At 55.5% G+C, this 18,466-nt stretch carries 20 protein-coding genes; 15 read left to right on the forward strand and 5 right to left on the reverse strand.

Translation table 11 applies throughout. The features are described 5' to 3' along the window. Positions 1–3 precede the first annotated feature (3 nt). The 10 genes from HF984_RS04175 to HF984_RS04215 all read left to right on the forward strand — a co-directional run bounded on the left by HF984_RS04175 (position 4) and on the right by HF984_RS04215 (position 6,067). The gene (locus tag HF984_RS04175) at positions 4–1,599 is read left to right on the forward strand and encodes a Na+/H+ antiporter subunit D (protein ID WP_168614426.1); all 1,596 of its coding nucleotides are present in this window, start codon (positions 4–6) and stop codon (positions 1,597–1,599) included. Next, positions 1,599–2,255: a Na+/H+ antiporter subunit E gene (locus tag HF984_RS04180; RefSeq protein ID WP_168614427.1), complete on the forward strand. Its 657-nt coding sequence runs from the start codon at positions 1,599–1,601 to the stop codon at positions 2,253–2,255. Before HF984_RS04175 ends, HF984_RS04180 begins: the two co-directional genes overlap by 1 nt. Then, positions 2,252–2,590, forward strand: coding sequence for an MrpF/PhaF family protein (locus HF984_RS04185; RefSeq protein WP_168614428.1), 339 nt, complete (start codon positions 2,252–2,254; stop codon positions 2,588–2,590). Before HF984_RS04180 ends, HF984_RS04185 begins: the two co-directional genes overlap by 4 nt. A 3-nt stretch (positions 2,591–2,593) precedes the next feature. Next, positions 2,594–2,995, forward strand: coding sequence for a monovalent cation/H(+) antiporter subunit G (gene mnhG, locus HF984_RS04190; RefSeq protein ID WP_168614429.1), 402 nt, complete (start codon positions 2,594–2,596; stop codon positions 2,993–2,995). A 249-nt stretch (positions 2,996–3,244) separates the two neighbouring features. Beyond that, positions 3,245–3,523 (forward strand): hypothetical protein, encoded by a 279-nt coding sequence (locus tag HF984_RS11455; protein WP_247596461.1) that lies wholly within the window; start codon positions 3,245–3,247, stop codon positions 3,521–3,523. Further along, positions 3,478–4,275, forward strand: coding sequence for a FecCD family ABC transporter permease (locus HF984_RS04195; protein WP_343947473.1), 798 nt, complete (start codon positions 3,478–3,480; stop codon positions 4,273–4,275). Before HF984_RS11455 ends, HF984_RS04195 begins: the two co-directional genes overlap by 46 nt. A gap of 2 nt (positions 4,276–4,277) precedes the next feature. Beyond that, positions 4,278–4,757 carry an ABC transporter ATP-binding protein gene (locus HF984_RS04200; protein ID WP_168614430.1) on the forward strand — a complete coding sequence of 160 codons (480 nt, stop codon included), beginning with the start codon at positions 4,278–4,280 and terminating at the stop codon, positions 4,755–4,757. Between the two features lie 29 nt (positions 4,758–4,786). Further along, positions 4,787–5,047 carry an ATP-binding cassette domain-containing protein gene (locus HF984_RS04205; RefSeq protein ID WP_168614431.1) on the forward strand — a complete coding sequence of 87 codons (261 nt, stop codon included), beginning with the start codon at positions 4,787–4,789 and terminating at the stop codon, positions 5,045–5,047. 17 nt (positions 5,048–5,064) lie between these two features. Next, positions 5,065–5,352 carry an ABC transporter substrate-binding protein gene (locus HF984_RS04210; protein WP_168614432.1) on the forward strand — a complete coding sequence of 96 codons (288 nt, stop codon included), beginning with the start codon at positions 5,065–5,067 and terminating at the stop codon, positions 5,350–5,352. After that, positions 5,306–6,067 (forward strand): ABC transporter substrate-binding protein, encoded by a 762-nt coding sequence (locus HF984_RS04215; RefSeq protein ID WP_168614433.1) that lies wholly within the window; start codon positions 5,306–5,308, stop codon positions 6,065–6,067. Before HF984_RS04210 ends, HF984_RS04215 begins: the two co-directional genes overlap by 47 nt. Positions 6,068–6,177: 110 nt before the next feature. Here HF984_RS04215 and HF984_RS04220 read toward each other — a convergent pair whose 3' ends face one another. From HF984_RS04220 to HF984_RS04230, 3 genes are read right to left on the reverse strand one after another with little or no spacing between them, the layout of a single operon-like run. Next, entirely contained in the window at positions 6,178–7,011 is an 834-nt protein-coding gene (locus tag HF984_RS04220) for a glycosyltransferase family 2 protein (RefSeq protein WP_168614434.1), read from the reverse strand. After that, positions 7,005–8,000 (reverse strand): glycosyltransferase, encoded by a 996-nt coding sequence (locus HF984_RS11835; RefSeq protein WP_210729569.1) that lies wholly within the window; start codon positions 7,998–8,000, stop codon positions 7,005–7,007. The genes HF984_RS04220 and HF984_RS11835 overlap by 7 nt, the downstream gene beginning before the upstream one ends. Next, positions 7,997–10,117, reverse strand: coding sequence for a glycosyltransferase (locus tag HF984_RS04230; protein ID WP_168614435.1), 2,121 nt, complete (start codon positions 10,115–10,117; stop codon positions 7,997–7,999). Before HF984_RS04230 ends, HF984_RS11835 begins: the two co-directional genes overlap by 4 nt. Before the next feature lie 162 nt (positions 10,118–10,279). Between HF984_RS04230 and HF984_RS04235 the strand changes: the two genes are divergently transcribed. Then, positions 10,280–11,272, forward strand: a complete 993-nt coding sequence (locus HF984_RS04235) for a WcbI family polysaccharide biosynthesis putative acetyltransferase (protein WP_210729570.1) — start codon at positions 10,280–10,282, stop codon at positions 11,270–11,272. Then, on the forward strand, positions 11,269–13,581 hold the full coding sequence (locus tag HF984_RS04240) for a glycosyltransferase (RefSeq protein WP_168614436.1): 2,313 nt from the start codon (positions 11,269–11,271) through the stop codon (positions 13,579–13,581). Before HF984_RS04235 ends, HF984_RS04240 begins: the two co-directional genes overlap by 4 nt. 21 nt (positions 13,582–13,602) lie before the next feature. Here HF984_RS04240 and HF984_RS04245 read toward each other — a convergent pair whose 3' ends face one another. Next, on the reverse strand, positions 13,603–14,394 hold the full coding sequence (locus tag HF984_RS04245) for a glycosyltransferase (protein ID WP_168614437.1): 792 nt from the start codon (positions 14,392–14,394) through the stop codon (positions 13,603–13,605). Between the two features lie 305 nt (positions 14,395–14,699). Here HF984_RS04245 and HF984_RS04250 point away from each other — a divergent pair, with 305 nt between their 5' ends. Beyond that, positions 14,700–15,893: a zinc-dependent alcohol dehydrogenase gene (locus HF984_RS04250; protein WP_168614438.1), complete on the forward strand. Its 1,194-nt coding sequence runs from the start codon at positions 14,700–14,702 to the stop codon at positions 15,891–15,893. A gap of 73 nt (positions 15,894–15,966) precedes the next feature. Here HF984_RS04250 and HF984_RS04255 read toward each other — a convergent pair whose 3' ends face one another. Further along, positions 15,967–16,473 carry a nitroreductase family protein gene (locus tag HF984_RS04255; RefSeq protein ID WP_168614439.1) on the reverse strand — a complete coding sequence of 169 codons (507 nt, stop codon included), beginning with the start codon at positions 16,471–16,473 and terminating at the stop codon, positions 15,967–15,969. A 75-nt stretch (positions 16,474–16,548) separates the two neighbouring features. On the opposite strand from HF984_RS04255, the gene HF984_RS04260 reads away from it, so the two are divergent. Together HF984_RS04260 and HF984_RS04265 are read left to right on the forward strand one after the other, a co-directional pair. Then, complete coding sequence (locus HF984_RS04260; RefSeq protein ID WP_168614440.1) at positions 16,549–17,769, forward strand: hypothetical protein; 1,221 nt, start codon at positions 16,549–16,551, stop codon at positions 17,767–17,769. Next, on the forward strand, positions 17,745–18,137 hold the full coding sequence (locus HF984_RS04265) for an alpha/beta hydrolase fold domain-containing protein (RefSeq protein WP_168614441.1): 393 nt from the start codon (positions 17,745–17,747) through the stop codon (positions 18,135–18,137). Before HF984_RS04260 ends, HF984_RS04265 begins: the two co-directional genes overlap by 25 nt. The last annotated feature ends 329 nt before the right edge of the window (positions 18,138–18,466 follow it).

Here is an 18,466-nt window from a genome sequence, read left to right on the forward strand (position 1 = left end):
AACGTGAATATTTTCTCGCTTGCTCCGCTCTCTGTTGCCATTCTCTTTTTTGCTGCAGCGCTGACCTTCATCCTGCTACGTTTTCCTCGTGTGCAGGCGGTTATCTCGTTCGGTGCTATCGTCGTTACTTTAGCCCTCGATATTGTCTTGCTGCTTGCAGTGTGGGGACGCGAACCTCAGGCTGTGAAGTTGGGTGGCTGGGACGCTCCCTTTGGTATTGTGCTGGTTGTCGATCAGCTCTCAGCTCTTATGCTGGTAGTTTCATTGATTGTCTCCCTCGCCGTGCTCATCTTCGCAACCGGTCAGCATCTGGCAGATGAGGACGATGAAGTGCCGATTTCGGTGTATTACCCCACCTACTTGCTTCTGATTGCAGGTGTTTCAAACGCCTTCTTGGCAGGGGACCTCTTTAACCTCTACGTGGGCTTTGAGATTCTGCTGTTTGCGTCCTACGTGCTTATGACCATGAACGCGAGCACCCCGCGAATTCGCGCCGGCGTCACCTACGTGGTGGTCTCCATCATCTCGTCCATGCTGTTCTTGATTGCTATTGCTTTCGTATACGCATCCGTAGGTACCGTGAACATGGCTGACCTTGCCCTCAAGCTTGGCACCTTGCCCGAGGGCACACGTATGCAGTTGCACCTGATGCTTCTGATTGCTTTTGGTATTAAAGCAGCAGTCTTTCCCCTATCGCTCTGGTTGCCGGACTCCTACCCAACAGCCCCTGCACCCGTTACCGCGGTGTTTGCTGGATTGTTGACCAAGGTCGGTGTCTACTCAATTATTCGTACCGAAACCCTGCTCTTTCCCGGTGGCCACCTCAACACGCTGCTATCCATCGTGGCGATCCTGACGCTGTTCGTCGGTATCCTCGGCGCGCTGGCACAAAAAGACATCAAACGTCTGCTCTCCTTCACCCTCATCAGCCACATCGGCTACATGATTTGGGGTATCGCCTTGAATACTGAAGCCGGTCTTACCACCGTCGTCTTCTACATTGCCCACCACATCGTTATCCAGACCGCCCTATTTATGGTGGTTGGTCTGATCGAACGACGCGCGGGCACTACCAACACCGACTGTCTCGGTGGCCTCATGGCAATCTCACCGACGCTCGCAGTGCTCTACTTTGTACCCGCACTGAACCTGGGCGGCATCCCGCCGTTCTCCGGCTTCATCGGCAAAATTGGTCTGCTGCAAGCAAGCGCGAACGTTGGAACCTGGCAGGCATACACCATGGCGGGCGTCGGCGTCTTTGTCTCACTACTGACCCTCATTGCCCTGTTACGCGTATGGAACAAAGCCTTCTGGCGTCCTGCCGAACAAGCGAACAACCCCGTTGACGCTCTGGTGGAGGCAGAAGCATCCTCAAACCCCGCAGAATACGCACGCAAGCCCATTCCGCGCTCGATGAAGTTCTCAACCATCGGCTTGGTCAGCGTCAGCGTAGCCATCACTCTGCTGGCAGCCCCGCTGTACAACCTGGCGGATCACGCATCAGACAACCTCTTTGAACCCGACCGCTACGTACACGCTGTCTTCGGTGATAACGCATCGACCATTGAACAGTACTGGGCAGAAAACGGGGGCAAATAATGCGCCAAATTAGAGACTTCATTCTTCATGGACTGCCGCCGCTACTCTGGCTGGTTTTGGTCTGGTGCGCGCTGTGGCAGGACTTCTCAGTGCCCAACGTTGCCTTTGGCTTACTGCTGTCGATTCTTGTCACCTACGTGTTCCGCATGCCGCGCCTCTACCTGTCTGACAGGTTTAATCTGTGGCACTCGCTGAAGTTCCTTGCGTACTTTCTCTGGGGAGTCACGGTGGCAAGTTACCAGCTGGCCAAGCTATCTTTCGCTTTCGGTAAGCCCATCAATAGCGCGATGGTTGCTGTTGAGCTGCGCACCCGCTCAGATTTGTTTATCACCGCAACCTCGCACGCGCTCTCACTGATTCCCGGCTCGCTGGTGGTAGACGTCGACCGCGCGCACTCCATTCTCTACCTGCACGTGATTGACGTGGACACCCCTGAAGGGGTCGAGGAATACCGTGTCAGCGCCCAGAAGATTGAGGCAATGATTCTGCGCGCGGCAGGTCACTCTGACGAGTACGAAGCACTGCTGCGTGAGGACGTAGAAACCGACGAAGACTACGCCCGCACCGTTGACGCCGCAGAACGCGGTGAACACGAGCTTCAAGAGCAAGACGAACGCAAAACCGTTGTTAACGAGATTGGAGGGCACGACTCATGACCGCAGTAATTTGGGCGTGCGGCATTATTCTTGCCGTGGCAACTATTGGCACCCTCTACCGCCTGTGGAAGGGCCCGACTCTGCTGGACCGCGTGGTTTCATCGGACGTCCTGCTCACCATCATCGCCGCCGGTATTTGCCTGCTGGTCTTTGCCTACGACCGCTACATTTACCTGCCGATCCTCGTGGTTCTGTCCATGATCGGCTTTATCAGCTCGGTGACGGTGGCGCGCTTTGCATCCAACGCCCCGGTGAACGCTGAGATTGACCGTGTGACAGAGGTTGACCAAAAGGACGTTGAGAAAAACCTAGAAACCGGTTCTGAGGAGGGCTAACCCATGATTGATATTATTGCCGCTCTCTGCATGATTATCGGTTGCCTCATGTCGCTGGCAGCGGCTGCTGGTCTCTACCGTTTTCCGGATCTTCTGACGCGTCTGCACGCCGGCTCTAAGCCGCAGGTATTCGGTCTGATGATGTTGCTGTTGGGCATCGCCTTGGATGCGGGTACCTGGAAGGTTGTGCCGGTTCTTTTGGTCGCGCTCATCCTGCAGTTTTTGACCATTCCGATTTCAACGCACATGATGGCGCGTTCGGGCTATCGCAATAAGCACTTCCGCCGTCAGGATCTGGTGCGCGATGATTTGCGTGCCCGCGTTGAAGATGAACTAGAAACCGAACAGCGCGAGGGCGTTCCCGCCGAGGAACGCATGCCACACCAGCAAGGCGGCAGGGCATAGGCTAGCTGGGGGGCTTCCCGAGTGAGCGAGGAAATAAAAATCCTCAGCTAGAAAACCCACTGTCTCTTCTTGTGAGAGGGGAGCGATGTACCACTTTTCACCCGAAAAATGGCACATCGCTCCCCTCTCGGTGTATCTGTATTCTTACTCGCATCAGTTATAAGCTGGCGGTGCGTGGCGTTGTCTAACCCGCACCCTTCCCACTATTATTGAGAATCATTATCAATAATAATTTGGGAGGGGACGCGTTTGTCTGCCACCGCCCGTTGTCGCCTGTGGATGCTGGCTGCCACCTTGAGCATCATCGCGCTGGTGGTCGCATCCACCGCCCACGGTTCGCTGGGTACCTCACCAGCAACCGCCGCCAAAATCGTCCTCGGTCATCTACTTCCCGGCATGCTCTGGATGAGCGACGGCAGCATCCCCCTGCCCAAGACCAAGCCGTCTGGAACTCCCGCCTGCCCCGTGTTCTACTTGCTATCGTGGCCGGGGCTGCGCTCTCGCTCGCTGGCGTCATCTTGCAGATGATTGTGCGTAATCCGCTAGCGGAACCTTACATCCTGGGTATTTCAGCCGGTGCGGGGCTCGGAGCCGTGGTGGCCATTGTTGCGGGATCAACTGCTCTAGCGGGCATCGCTCTGAACGTCTCAGCATTTATCGGTGCTGCCATCACCATTGCGTTGGTCTACTCACTGGCGCTCAAGCGCGGAATCATCATGCCCTCACGCCTGATTCTGGTGGGCGTTGCGGTGGGGTCTCTCTTCGCCGCCGTGACCAACTTCTTAATCATGACCACCGATGCCCAGAACATCTACAGCATCCTGCACTTTATGCTGGGCTCTGTCTCAGCAGCGCATTGGGAAAGTCTGACGCTACCTACCCTCGCGCTGGTGATCGGGCTGGTGACGGTTGGCTTTAAGACTCGCGCCATGAACGCCCTGCTCGTAGGCGATGAAACCGCGACCGCGCTGGGTGTCAACGTCTCATCCCTGCGCAAAATTCTTCTGCTGGTGACTGCCATGCTGACGGCTGCCACCGTTTCTGTTGCCGGCGGCATCGGCTTTGTGGGGCTCATTATCCCGCACCTGACGCGCATGCTAGTGGGAGCCGACCACCGCCGACTCATCCCGTTGAGCGCACTCGGTGGCGGTGCATTTTTGGGACTCTGCGACTTTTTAGCTCGCACCCTAGCTGAGCCGGTGGAAATCCCCATCGGCATCCTAACCGCCGTCGTTGGCGCGCCCTTCTTCCTCTGGCTGATGCGAACCAAGGACGCCTAAACATGAACTTAGAATTCAAAAATATAATCGTTGACATGGGGCAACGTCGCATCCTTGATAACGTGAGCCTGCGTGTTGAACCCGGCACCGTCACCGGACTCATCGGTTCGAATGGCAGTGGTAAGTCCACCCTGCTCAAGACCGCCTACCGCGTACAGCCGCCCACACAGGGCGCAGTGTTCGCCGACGGGAAGGACGTGGCGTCCCTCAGTTCAGTAGAGGTCGCACGACGTATCGCTGTGATGGCGCAGGAAATCAGCTCCGACTTTCCGCTGACCGGACGCGAAGTGGCGATGCTAGGACGCGTGCCCCACCAGCGCGGATTTGGTGCGGATTCCCCCCGAGATATTGAGATTGTCGAAACCGCGCTCGTAGAAGTGAGTGCGCAGAAATTCGCTGACCGCACGTTTTCATCGCTATCTGGCGGTGAGAAGCAGAGAATCTTGCTGGCGCGTGTTTTGGCGCAGGAAAGCCCGTTCTGATTCTGGATGAACCCACTAACCACGCCGATTTGGGCTTTCAGCACGAACTTCTGCACCTGGTCACCGCACGCGGTGGAACCACCCTGGCTGCCCTGCACGACGTCAACCTCGCTCTTGCCTACTGTGACCGGGTAGCCGTCCTCCAAGCGGGCAAGCCGGTCGCGCACGGCCCGGCAACCAGCGTCCTTGTGCCCGACCTCGTGGATGAGGTGCTGGGCGTGGAATCCGTAGCACTCGATGATCCGCGAGGCGGGCACACTCTCTCATTTAGACGACACACTCACTTATAACCCTCAAACGAGATTCCATGAAGCACACGCGTGCCACTACTTTTTACGCATCCTTGGCACTTGCTGGCTTGGTAGCGCTGACCGGCTGTGGGCAGTCCGTTACCGAAAACACCGCGCAGAGCTCGCAGTCGCAGAATGTTTCGCTTGAAAACTGCGGTGAGCCGGTGGACTTTGCCACTAATCCCGAGCGCATTGTGGCGCTGAACCCCGGACAGGCTGATCTCATGGCGCGTTTGGGCGCCGGCGATAAGGTAATCGGTGTTGCCCCAGACCAACGGCAAAGAACTGCCAGAGTCACTGACTAGCCAAGGCCATAACCCGCAGGTGATCAGTGAGGATGCGCCGCCCTCCCGCGAGGATTTGCTCAAACTCAACCCTGATCTTGTTCTTTCACCCACCACCTACGAGTTCACCGCTGAACAGGGGTATGCAACCCAGGATCAGCTGAAAGAAGCGGGTGCGGCGTCTTACGTTGCAGAAGCTGGCTGCTTTAATAACCGCTCCACCGCGAAGGTGAGCGATTTGCTGACTGACATTGAGGCATACGGCAAGATTCTGGGCAAGGAGGACGAGGCGAAGAAGCTGTCCGAGCAGGCTCAGGCTCAGCTGGATGAGGCTAAGAAGCGTTCTGAGGGAAAAGAGAAGCAGACCCTGGCGCAGCTCTATATTGAGGGTGACACTCTGACGGCTATCGGCGCTGGTGTTGAGCACAGCATGGCTGAAGCCGCCGGTGCGCAGAATGTCTTTAATCCTGAAGATTCCGGCTTCAAAGACTTCTTTGCTGCTGAAGTGTCACGCGAAGAACTGCTGAAGAAGAATCCGGATGTCATTGTATTCACCACCACCAGCGAGGAACATGAAAAGACCACTCGCGAGTGGTTAAAGAAGAACCTGAGCGGCGTCAAAGCAGTGCAGGATGACCGCCTGGTGGCAATCCCGTCCTCAGACACCTTGCCGGGAACCTGGGGCACCCTCGACACCGTCACCACCATCAGCAAGGCGCTGTACCCGGATAGCTAGTTCTAGGAATTTACATTCGCCGAGAGTGCACTTTAACCCCCTGGTTTTTACTGAAAATCGGGGTTAAAGTGCACTTTCGCCGTTGAACGGTGAAAGCTCTCTGCCCACGATTAGACCAGTTCCCACCGGTCTTTCACGCGCCGTACCGCACCGGCAGCTTCAAATTCTTTGAGCCAGTCAAGCATGGCCCACTGCCCCCATTTCTCATAGAAGGTGTTGGCATTGGCAACAATATCTGTCAGGTTTTCCCAGGGTGGCGATGAGACGGGGTGCCACACGTGGTAGGCGTGCGCACCGCCAACCCACCACAGCTCAACATCGTGCTCGCGTAGCTTCCACCCAAAATCGGTGTCTTCGCCACCGTAGCCTTTGAAGTCTTCATCGAATCCGCCCCACTTGGCACGGATTTTCTTCCATGTGCTAGCTCGAAGGGCGAAAGTGAGTGACCAAAAGACGTTGTACTGGTCGGGGGTGGCCGCGAACATGGTGCCCTCTTCGGGGTACGGACGTGCCGGATGCGGGCTGGTCACGGCGTCCAAAGTGGCAGGGCTGGCGCAGTACTTTGCTACCTGTTGCTCTGTAGAGTCCTGAGCTTCTAGATAGGTCACAGGGCCGGTGACCACCGCGTGCGGGTGTTCATCTAGTGCCTGCACATACCGCTCAATCAGGTGTTTTCCCGGTAGGCAGTCAGCATCTAGAAAAATGATGATTTCATCGTCAGAGTTTTGGGCGGCCCAGTCTCCTGCCGCGTTGCGCGCGTGGGCGAGCAGCGGCTTGTCGTCGCTCAAATGCGCAATGGTTTGAACACCGTCAACGGAGAATTCTTCGTGTTTGAGCACCACCAGGCCGTGAGAAATATCCGGGGCTGATTGTGTCAATGCTACATGCTGGTTCTGAATGCGTTGATGACGCGCGGCATCAGCCAGGGTTACGAGACTCACCATGTTTTTCCTGCCTTTTCTTCAATGATGCGCGCGGCGCGCTGGGCTGCACCGACCACCTGCCAGCGGTTCCACTGTGCCGGTTTCTTGCAGGCTTGTTCTAAGATTCCTGCCCAGGTGTTCTCCTGCGGTAAATCCCACACGACGGTAGCTAACCCCAGGTTTTCAAGAACCCGGGCTGTTGCCCGCTGCTCACCGAATGCCCGCTCTTGCGGGATAAAAATCGCTGACGTTCCCGCCAGAGCTATGTCGGCTACCGAATTTTGCCCGGATGCGCTGATCACGACGTCGGCGTGCGTGAGATAGGGCATCGGATTCTCCACCCGGTTGTTTCCGCCAAGTACCGTGAAGTTCCAGCTAGGGCAGGCGAGTGCCACCGCGTCCCAGTAGTCTTGCGTCCACGCTGTTCCGCCGCGTCCTTGAAGAACTACAGCCTGCATCTTTTTAGGTTGTTCTGTATAGGGGCTTTCACTGGTCAACGATTCTTGGGCTTCAAAGCGAGAGATGCCACCGACTGCATAGAGTTTATCCGCAAAACCTTGCAGGTGTGCAGGCACGGGAGCATCAGAAGGACATGCCGCAATTAATGCTGTGGCTTGGGCATACATGGTCTGATGTGGTGTATCGGTGCGTTCACCGGGCATGGCAATAGTAATCACCGGCACTCCCATGAGCCTGACAAACTGAGCGACTTCAACGGAGACATCAACAAAGAAAACATCGGGTTTGTTGATCTGAATCCACTGGGCAATCAACGCCATTCGCTGTCTTAACCCATCCACGTGCAATGGCACCCAGTGCAAAGTATTGTCCGCTGTGAACTCGGCGTAGTTTTCAATCTCAGGGGCGGTATCTAAGGGCAGGCCGATGTCCGCATCGGGCAGTGACGACAAAATAGTGACCTGCGCGTTCAGATGCTCAGCAATCGCTCGGCAACGTTGCAGGTGCCCGGCTCCCTGATGATGCGCATACATTCCCACGGTAATGTTCACAGTACTTCACCGACCGTCTGGCTAAAGAGATTGGTGTAGCGTTTGGCGAGTTCTTTACTGCCAAAGGTGCTGTGTGCCCAGCGGGATAATTCAGCGCGACTCAGCTCTAAAGCACGAGGTACCGCGTTGGCTAACCCGGTAGCACCCTCGGCTGGGCTTACTAAAAGCTGAGGGTAATCTGCCAGAATTTCGGGAATGCCACCGCGAGCAAAGGCAACTACTGGGGTTCCGCATGCTAGCGCCTCAATGACCACCATGCCGAAGGGCTCATCCCATTGCGGAGTAACAAAGCAGATTGCCGCCTTACCTACTTGGGTGCGCAGTTCCTGCTGACTACACTCAGAAACCATCTCGACATCAGTACCTAGTCGCGGAGAAATCTCAGCGTCGAAATATTCGGGATCTCCGACTCTGCCAATGACAGTGATGCTTAGACCGGCTTGACGCGCGGCGTCAATCGCTAGGTGTGGGCCTTTTTCGGGTACCACTCGACCAAACCATACGGCTCTTTGTCCACCGGGGCCGGGCGTCCATAGGTTTTCGTTCATGCTGTTAGGGATAATGTGCGCGGGAGCAGGCAAACCCCAGGTGGATGCGCTTGCCTGGCTGACCGCCGTGAAAACACCGGCACCGGTTGCGCCGTGCTGACTGACCGCCTGTGCAATGCCTTCTTGCATTTCTTCGAAGGCAGGAGTGTGCAAGGTGGTGATGAGCCGTGGATGCAAGGCGCTACCGAAGAACTCGGGGTGTAGCGAGTTGTTGTAGACCAGGTCAATAATCCCGTTGGCTAGGTCTTTTTCTAACCGCTGGCGGAGGACGCGAAATTCGGCGTCCTCTTTCTCTCGTTCACCGGGCGGGTAGGTGTGGTCGGTCATTTGATGCTCGTAACCAGTCCAGTCGATGCCCGAAAACTCAAAATTTTTGGTGTTTCCCGCTGAACCTTGAGCGGCGTAAAAATCAACGCGATGCCCAAACTCCCTCAGCGCACGCACCGTGCTGGCACAAAATGCCTCTAACCCGCCAGCATAGGGCTCCACAATCGGAAACCTGTTAGGTGCTACGAAGGCGATATTGAACTTTTGACCACTCAATTCCTCAGCCATTTGGTGGTGAAGGGAAACTGCGTTCTTAAGCTGGTGCGCTCGATTGCCTTGGTAGGGAATATGTCCGCGGGCAGCTAGGTTCGATGCTGCTTTACCGGCTAGATTGCCATCTCCCGTGGGGTAGGTGGCAACCGCGTCCGCAGAATCTGCCTGCCCACTAAAACAACCGCAATCAGGCACTGCTACGGGTACGGAAAGGTCGCGGCACATTTCCATCCATCCGGAGTGCGTGCCTCCCTGATAGGGGAGCAAGACAGCCTGGCAGCTGGCGATTGCAGCAAAGAGCTGGTCGTCGGAAAATTCATCGTGCGCTCGTAGATCAATATCTGCGCAGTTCTCTAACTGTTTGAATAGTTCAGTGTCTTGTTGATCTTGATGAATAAAGACGCTCAGACGCTGACCTTGCTGTGCGCACTGCGCGGCGGCATCCTTGTAGAACTGAAAATCACTAACTACGTTAGAGCGCACGGATTTAAGAAAAGTACCCACCTGCACGGGTGGATGTGCGGGCTGTACGGTGGTCTCGGCAGGGACAACTTGGGGGTGCGCGACCACCTGAATACGGGCAGGGTCGACGTTAAATTCCTGGGTAAGTCGCTGAGATGCTAGAGGGGTAAGGGTGAGGATGCGTGCGGCGTCCTCAAGCAATACCCTCAACTGCTGGTGGTAAGAACTTTGATCGTTGAGGTGCGGGTTGTCGATATCGTGCACAGTAATAATCAGTGGGATGCGACGGCGGCGAAGTTCTGCCACAAATTCGCGGGTTTCTTGCACGCTGAGGTGTTCGAATCCAAAGTGAACATGCACCGTATCGATGGACTGTTTATCCTGCCAAGAAGTGTCGGCGGTATCTTGTTGCCACCACTGCGGTGTGAAAGCGGGATGCGGCCACCACCGCGCGGGCTCCTGCGGGTCTAAGAGCGGATCGTCTAATACCTTTACATCATGTACAGTGAGGCGGGGGTAAATTGAGCGCACGTAAGGGTGCTGGGAGGGTATAGATAAAACTGCCACGCAGAGTTCCTTTCCAAGAACGTTACCCCGCTGTTGCCAGAAGTACATACTCTTTATCAGGGTTCTACGGCTATCTTACGGCAAGAGTTAAGTATGCTTATTAGAGGACGGTGATGTTTTCACCCCTCACCTTATTTTCGCGTCGTGGCTAGGGAAGGCACAATGAAACAACAAGAGCGTACAGAAGCTGTTTTGCCTCCTGCCGAGGAAACAATAACCGGACGGCACCACCACTACGGTGAGTTCTATCGCCTCAAACACGTAAATTCACCTGAAGATTCTGCCCACCTGCCCCGCGTCGCCGTTGTCGGTAACTGTCAGGCAGAATCCTTGCGCATCCTTCTTGACTCATCGGGTGCTGTGAGTTCCTACCGCATTCCGCCTGTTCACGAATGGACAGCAGACGATATGCGCTATGTTGGCGCTACTCTTGCTCAAACCGATGTGTTGATTTCTCAACCTATCCGCGATAACTATCGTGACTTACCCAGCGGTACTCAGCAACTAACGCAATTGCTGCCGCAAGACGCCCGAGTGATTAAATTTCCCGTTCTACGCTTTAACGGTTTGAACCCCGCCATCGCGATCGTGCGTTCACCGCAGGACCCCTCACTCAACCCGCCGGTGGTGCCCTATCACGACCTGACTCTTATTGCCGAGGTTGCCGGTATAGAAAAGACTCGACCGGTCGACTACCTTGCCTGCGCACAGCAGAGCATCCGTCAGCTCGCAAGCCGAGAGGACGCCCACGGTTGTGTACGAATCTCTGACGTTCTGGCTCATAACCCGGTCTGGCATATTCTCAACCACCCCGATAACAGCACATTGACGACGCTAGCTCAGCGCGTCCTCAAAGCTATCGACCCGCAGATTTCAGATGCGGCAGTGTCAGCTGTCGGAGCTGACCACGAACTCCTGGGAAATCTACAATCGCCCATCGACCCGCACGCTGCCGCCTTCTTTGAGATCAATGAGCGTCGCGATCAGTGGACTCTCAACGGCGAGGTTATTCCGGAGGATAAAATCCGCACCGAACAACTGGCGTTTTACAAGAAACACCCGGAAATCATTGACGCTGCCCTCACCCGTCACCGCGCACTCCTGAGCTACTTGGGGTACGACGTTCCCGCATTACCGCAAGAAAGCAATAAGTGAAGAATTCTCCTCAGCACATCGTCGTCGGCCCCGCTGAACACGGTGTAGTGACCTACGCACTTCAGCTGTGCGATGCACTGAATGTAGAACCCTTATGCTTTGAGTCCTGGCAAGACCTTGAAAGAGCGTTGCCTTTGACTCTTGAAACGCAGAGCGTTCACATCTGTTTCACCGACCATCTACTAGGCGACACCCCGGCGCGGGCTGTACAACTCATGCATCGCCTGGGTGAACAGTTTTACCTAAGCATCTCTTTTCACGATGTGCCGCAGGTACAAGAGGGTGAAGAGAGGTTTGCCTCTCGCACTCGCGCCTACGTTGAGTTAGGTGAGCGCGCCGATGTTTTGGTGGTTAATTCCGAACATGAAGCAGCTTTTTTCAGACGGCACTGCCGAAAAGCTGTGTACCCGCTAGTTCTTCCCCTACCGCTTGCCGCCGTTGAAACTCAAGGCAACTACCGGGCAAAGCCGCTCACTGAGCAGCCACTAGATATTAGTGTCATGGGTTTTCTCTACCCCGGTAAAGGGCATCAAGAATTACTGGAATCGCTGAACGGTGTTAACGCTAACGTGCGAGCCTTAGGCAAGATCTCAGAAGGCTATGACTGGTTGCTCGAAAAGTTAGAAGCAACAGCGCAAAACGCCGGGGCCGGTTTTGAAGTCACCGGCTACCTCAGCGAACCTGAATTAGAAGAGCAGATGCTGCGCACTCAAATTCCAGTGTGTGCACACCGCCATTTCTCTGCCTCGGGCTCACTGATGAAATGGATCAGCTTAGGACGACGCGTGCTGGTTTCAGACAACACGTATTCGCGTGAGCTAGCGAAAATCTGGGGCGATTTCATCACCCTGGTTCCCAACGATGAGTGGGCACGCGTCATTAAGAACCTACCCGTTGATTTTTCACAACGTTTAGAAGCCCCCACCAACTGGACCTGGGCTCATGTTGCCCAAGGCTACGAACGCGCATGGGCATCAGGGATTTTTCCTGAGCAAGACCCGCACACGCTGGTAGAACGTGAACCGAGAAACTGGCCAAGCGTGAGCGTTGTAGTTCCCTACTTTGAAAACCCTGACGGCCTCACCGCCATTTTCAGAGCACTTGAACACCAGGATTATGCCGGCAAGATCGAATGTATTGTCGCCGATGATGGCTCTGCTGATACCCCGCCGGTGCCGGACAACCTGAGCTTTCCTGTGAAAGTTGTTCGTCAAGACAACCTGGGTTTCAGAGCAGCTGCTGTTCGTAATCTCGGGGCGCAGGCGGCATCGCATGACGTTCTGGCTCTCATCGATGGCGATACCGTTCCGCGACACGACTATCTGCGCCATGCGGTTGCCTTGCTGGCGCATCAGCCACACGCGCTCGTCGTCGGCACACGTGTACACGGCGATGGCAAAGAGCCAGCCTGGTTGCAGGACGCCTGGGCACAGACCAATCACCTTGCAAAGGCCGATGATTCCGCCTGGCGATTTATCATCTCTGCTGTACTCACCTGCTCCCGTGATTTCTTTCACCGCGTGGGTGGCTTTGACGAAAGCATGGTCGGTTACGGGGGAGAGGACTGGGAATTTGCCTGGCGCGCATGGAACTGCGGGGCAAGATTCTGGCATAGTGAGCTAGCGGTGGCTGATCACCCCGAGGACGATTGGGGTAAACGGTTTACCGATGACACCGCAGCTATCGCCCAAAAGAACTGGGAATCGGTGATGCTGGCACAACGTATTACCCACCCTATGGCGCGTCCCTCGCACACGATATTTACCCGCCCAGACATCGAAATTCTTATCCCCGAAGAAGCGAAATTCTGGCAACCGGGTGTGCTCGAAACAGTGATTGAGGGGTGGCTTGCACTACCCGGTGTTCATATCATCGCGCCGTGGGTGGAAAGCGCAGCTACGGTGTTCACAGCAGACCCGCGGGTACATCTCCTCAAAAACGGTGAGGCTGGTTTGCCCGGTGGCAACCATGGCACTGCTCGCCTTCGTGTGCATCTTTTGCAAGCTACTACCGTGGAAAACCTCAATGATATTTACCGCGTAGAAAACCACGACGGCAATGCCCTGCTCACAGACAGCACAGGCCGTAAAAAATTCGCCCGGGTAGATAGTGCTCGCTGGCGTAGCCGCCGAGCAAACGCTTCTGTTGCCTGGGTGGGCGCAGGGAGGGAAACCGAGGACGCATCACCTCTTGTGGCGTCCTCGGCGATGGTCCCAGCAGGTGGCAAATGCTCGACTTTCACCGTAGAAGCGCAGTGGACGATCTTTGATGAACCCGTGCGTTTAGAAGGTTTCTTCGCGGGGTGGTAGCCAAAGATTACAGGGTGTTCTCTACCAGTGAGTAGAGGGCACCCTGGGCGCCTTTAAGAGGCGTCTAACAGCAACTGTCGGTGGGAGAGGCTCGTTAGCTGGCGATGCTTTTTCGGCAATGAGATCAGCCAAGTAGGTGCTAAAACCGTGCACCACGCGTCCTTGTACTCGACCCGAAGTTACCGCGCGAATACGGTCGGTCTTCAGCATCTCAAACCCGGCATCCTCTACAGCTTTCACCAATGAGGAATCTTCAGAGTGTAAGAGGGGCAAGAACCCGCCAACCTGTTGGTAGGCAGATGCACGCACCCCCAAATTTGCGCCGAAAATATGCTTGTGGCCTTCGCAGAAATCGTGACGCTCTCGCCACAGATTGTAGACCTGATCTCCTAGCTCAGATTTGCGTGGTTCTACTGTGCCCACCACGCAGTCAGTGCCGTTGTTTGCGGCAGTTATTTGGTCGGTTAACCAGTTGAGCGGTACAACGGTGTCCGCATCCGTCATGGCAACCCAAGCGTTATGTGCCGGGCACGACGAGAACCGGTGAACGTAGGCAAAAAACTGTTGGATGCCGTAGTCGCGAGTGAGCCCCGGTTTGCGAAAATCCACCTGAAGAAGGTGCAGGTTATCGACGTCGGTGAAATTTTTTAGAACGATGTTCTCGGTGTCATCGGTGCAGTTATCAGCTACGCACCATATTGAAACATTTAGATGCGGATACTTTGTGCGGGCATCTTTGCGCGCTGCAACGATGGCGGTGAGGCACTGTGTGATGTCTTCGGCTTCGTTGTGTGCGGGAATAATGATTCCCACGTGTGTGATGGCTCGGTCCGCTGAGCCTGTGACTGGAAGGGTAATGAAATTTCTCCTCGATTGCACAATGAATAGGTGGATAGAAAGAGCTTTGACTCGTCAATCTCGGGTTACTGGGGAGACGCGTCATGCTATAAGCACCCTTATGAGATGATAATAAGCGTACTGAAAGCATTCGTGTGGTTAAAAATGTGCAAACTTAAATAATTAGGATCGCTCGTACAAATAAATGCGCGAGAAATGCTCACATCTTTACTTTCCCCTGGTCTTCAGTTAATACAAACAGACATCAACAAGGAGTACTCATGCGTGCTTTAACCTGGCAAGAACCAGGGAAAGTCGAAGTCATCGACGTTCCTAAACCCACCATTCAAGATCCCACGGATGCGATTATTCGCGTCACCTCCACCGCAATCTGCGGTTCAGACTTGCACCTCTACGGCGTGCTTGGCCCCTACCTCGGCAAAGGCGATGTGCTCGGCCACGAGTTCATGGGCATCGTTGAAGACACCGGATCGCAGGTCGCCAACCTTGTTCCCGGCGACCGCGTGGTAGTTCCCTTCAATATTTCTTGCGGTAAATGCTGGATGTGCTCTCGCGGTTTCTTTGCCCAATGTGAGACTACCCAAAATACCAAGTATGACAAGGGTGCCTCTCTCTTCGGCTTCTCCAAAATGTACGGTGAAGTTCCCGGTGGGCAGGCAGAATACGTTCGCGTACCTCACGCAGACTTCGGCCCCGTGAAGGTACCTGAAGGCTTTGCAGATGAACGCGCGCTTTACCTCTCAGATATCCTGCCTACTGCTTGGCAGGGTGTGAAGTGGGCGAATGTTCCCAAGGGTGGTTCTTTAGCTATCATTGGCGCTGGCCCGGTTGGTCAGCTGGCGGTGCGCTCAGCTATTCAGCAAGGCAATGCTGAACAAATTATTGTTGTGGATCTTGTGGACGAGCGTTTGGAACTAGCGCGCGACTGGGGTGCGCAGACTATCGACCTGCGCGAGGTAAAGAGCGTTGGCGACGCTATTCGTGACCTCACCGCTGGTCGCGGCGCTGATTCCGTACTGGACGCGGTGGGTATGGAAGCTCACGGCAACCCTGTGCGCGAGAAGGTCATCAACACTGTGGGTAAGTTGCCCGGTGTTGTTGCTCAGCCGCTGATCAATAAAGCCGGTATTGATCGCACCGCTGCACTGATGAGCGCAATCGATGGCGTGCGCCGTGCGGGCACGGTTTCGCTGAGCGGTGTTTACGGTGGTAACGCTGATCCCATGCCCATGATGAAGATGTTTGATAAGGGTATTCGCATGACTATGGGTCAGTGCCATGTTCGTCAGTGGACGGATGAGCTCTCAGATATCCTCTTTCAGGATGAGGATGTCTTGGGCGTGGAGCAACTAGCAACCCACCATGTTGGCTTGTCGCAGGCGGCTTCTGCCTATGACATGTTCCAGAAGAAGCATGATGGTTGCATCAAGGTAGTGCTTGATCCTACTCGATAAATAGATGTATAAACCTAAGGTGGGCCGAGAAGTTTTTCTTCCCGACCCACCTTACTTTTAAGAACGGTTTTTCCTAGCGAGAAGGGTGTTCTTGGTTCTTCTTGCTGGCGCGATCGCCTAAGAAGGTCAGTACTTTCAGCGGAAGTGACGTCTTCGGGTTTTTGACGTCGCGTCCTTCTTGGGGTTCACCCGCATTGGCTTCGGTTGAACCAGAGGGCAGAACGCGGGACACCAATCCCAGCCCCTTGACCACGAGTTGCGGTGATAGGCCGTGGATGCGCATGCCGATCTTGGCAATGGGGATGAGGATGACGTGCGTTTTGCCCGAGAGGGTGCCGGTAACGATGCGTGCTGCCGTCCTGCGGGGGAGAGCAGCGATGACGACTCGCGCACGCTCGGGTGGAAGGATCGCGGTTGAAGTGGGGCGTGCACGAGCGCAAAACTCCCCGGTTTCGGGGTCGCAAGAATAGATGCCGGCGGGAAGGTCGAATCCCTCCCCGCACAGCAGGTGCCACTGAAGCGGATAACAACCGCCCGCAGACGGCACTCCGCGCTTGCGCACACTCGTGGATGCGCCCACGCCCCTTAAAGACGGCGGGCATCTGGGTTGGTTTTCGCCTGACACTGCGCTGAATGAGCGCGACGGGGTGGGGCGATGAGTAACTTTTTAGGCGAGATTCGTCGGTTTTCTCGGCTCAAACAGTGGAGCGCACCAGTTCTGGTGGAGGGCCAATACTTTCACCTCTTTCGCCCCGAAGGTATGTTTGCTTCTGAACTCTGGCAAGGGCAGGAAGAACAACTTCTGGCGGGTGATCCCGGTGAGCTGGTTGCTCAGGTGAACTCGACACTAGCATCCTTGCCCAACCAGCGCGCTGTCGGGCTTTTGGCATCTGAGCACCGAGTGTTGATCTGCTTGCGCAATACCGCTGATGAGAGGCTGAGCGTCATGAACATGGCGGGCGAAATTATTGCCGCCGCCCTGTCGCCGTTAGCACCCCCGGCGCTCAGCTCTGCCGGTGAATTGGTTCTTTTGCCGCCGCCGGCTCGCGGGGAGCGTCTGCGCTATACCGAGGTTCGTGTGGATGGCACGCTTCAGCCCTGCCTGGTACGTATGAGCGGCGGTGAAACCACGATTATCGAAGCAGAAGTGGACGCCACCGGGCAGTTGCGCGCCCGCACTCAAGAACCGCTATTGGTGAGTAAAAATGGTGAAAAAATCTGGCTGGCCGGGGAGAAAATTTTCAGTGTTTCGGGTGGCTCCCTCCTGGATCTGGCGGGGTTTAGCTACCCTGTACCCGACGGAAAAATCCTGGCAGTGAGCGCTCCTTGCGCCAGCAACTCACACATCTTCATCGCGGTGCGACAGTGCGACGAGACCGGGCCGAGTACGCGCATCCTTGCTCTATTTCCCGGGCGAAATCCACAGCTCATCGCCGAACTTCCTACGGGAGTAAAGCTGCGGGGATTTTCTGCGGATGAGAGTGGTCGACTATGGCTGACTCTCGCTGAAGCATCGCGGGGCAGCAACCTAGCATCCGTGGACTCGGAGTCTTTAGAACTTCAGAGTCAATGTACAGATACTGAAGGGGAGATCATCTACGAGCAACACACTGTTCGTTCTGATGATGGTCAGAGTATCCCCTACATTCTTGCCTTTTCGCCTGAGCATCGTCGCGATAATTCACCTCTTCTACTCACGGTGTATGGCGGGTTCGGTATTGAAAATGCCCCGGATGCTGAACCGACCCTTCCCGCCTGGGCGAAAGCCGGTGGAATTATGGTGTTTGCGCAGGTCAGGTGTGGTTCTGAAAAGGAGAAGACTGGCATAGAGCGGGGCAAGGAGCATCAAAGATGCGCACTATCAATGATGTTTTAACCGTTGCACAGGCAGTGCGGGAGCATTCGCGCGGACGGCTGACCATCTGCGGCGCATCCTTTGGCGGTCTCACGGCACTGATCTCTGCGCTCGAGGCGGATGCTCGCGGGTGCGCACTTTTTGACGGCATTGTGGTGACCTCGCCTCTACTAGATGCCTTGCATCTAGACCGCCACCCTAACGGAGCTTTTTGGGAGAGCGAACTGCCAGCCGATGAAGCCGCGCGCGCTGATCTCTCGCCACTGCATCGTCTGCGAAATTTTATCGGAGACACTCTGCCGCCACTGTGGTTGGCATCTACCGGGCAGGACGCCCGGCTTGCCGATAATGCACCCGAGTTTGCAGAACTCTGGTCGGCATTCGGGTAAGTGCAACATTGGCGCGACGAAAACCTCGGACACGTTGGTGCCCCGTTAAAGCGCATCGGCGCGCGTGCCGCATCCCTCTTGCAATTTCGCTGCGGCGGGTAGGTAGAGGGCGGTTAGGCCAGGAAAAAGACCACCGCGAGAACCACGATGAGAGCTAGGGACCCACCTATCGCGGCATTCGCAGCTGGAGAGCCTCCTGAACTTTTTGTAATTCCAAGAAAATCTAGAACGCGACGCACAAGGTCGCCCCTTTCTGAGATGTAGGTGCCGAGAGGCCACTTTAAGACAGCTTTTCTCTCAAAACCTGTCTTGAAATTGACCCCTCGGCA

The sequence above is a fragment of the Rothia terrae genome (genome assembly GCF_012396615.1).
Classification (GTDB): Bacteria; Actinomycetota; Actinomycetes; order Actinomycetales; family Micrococcaceae; genus Rothia; species Rothia terrae.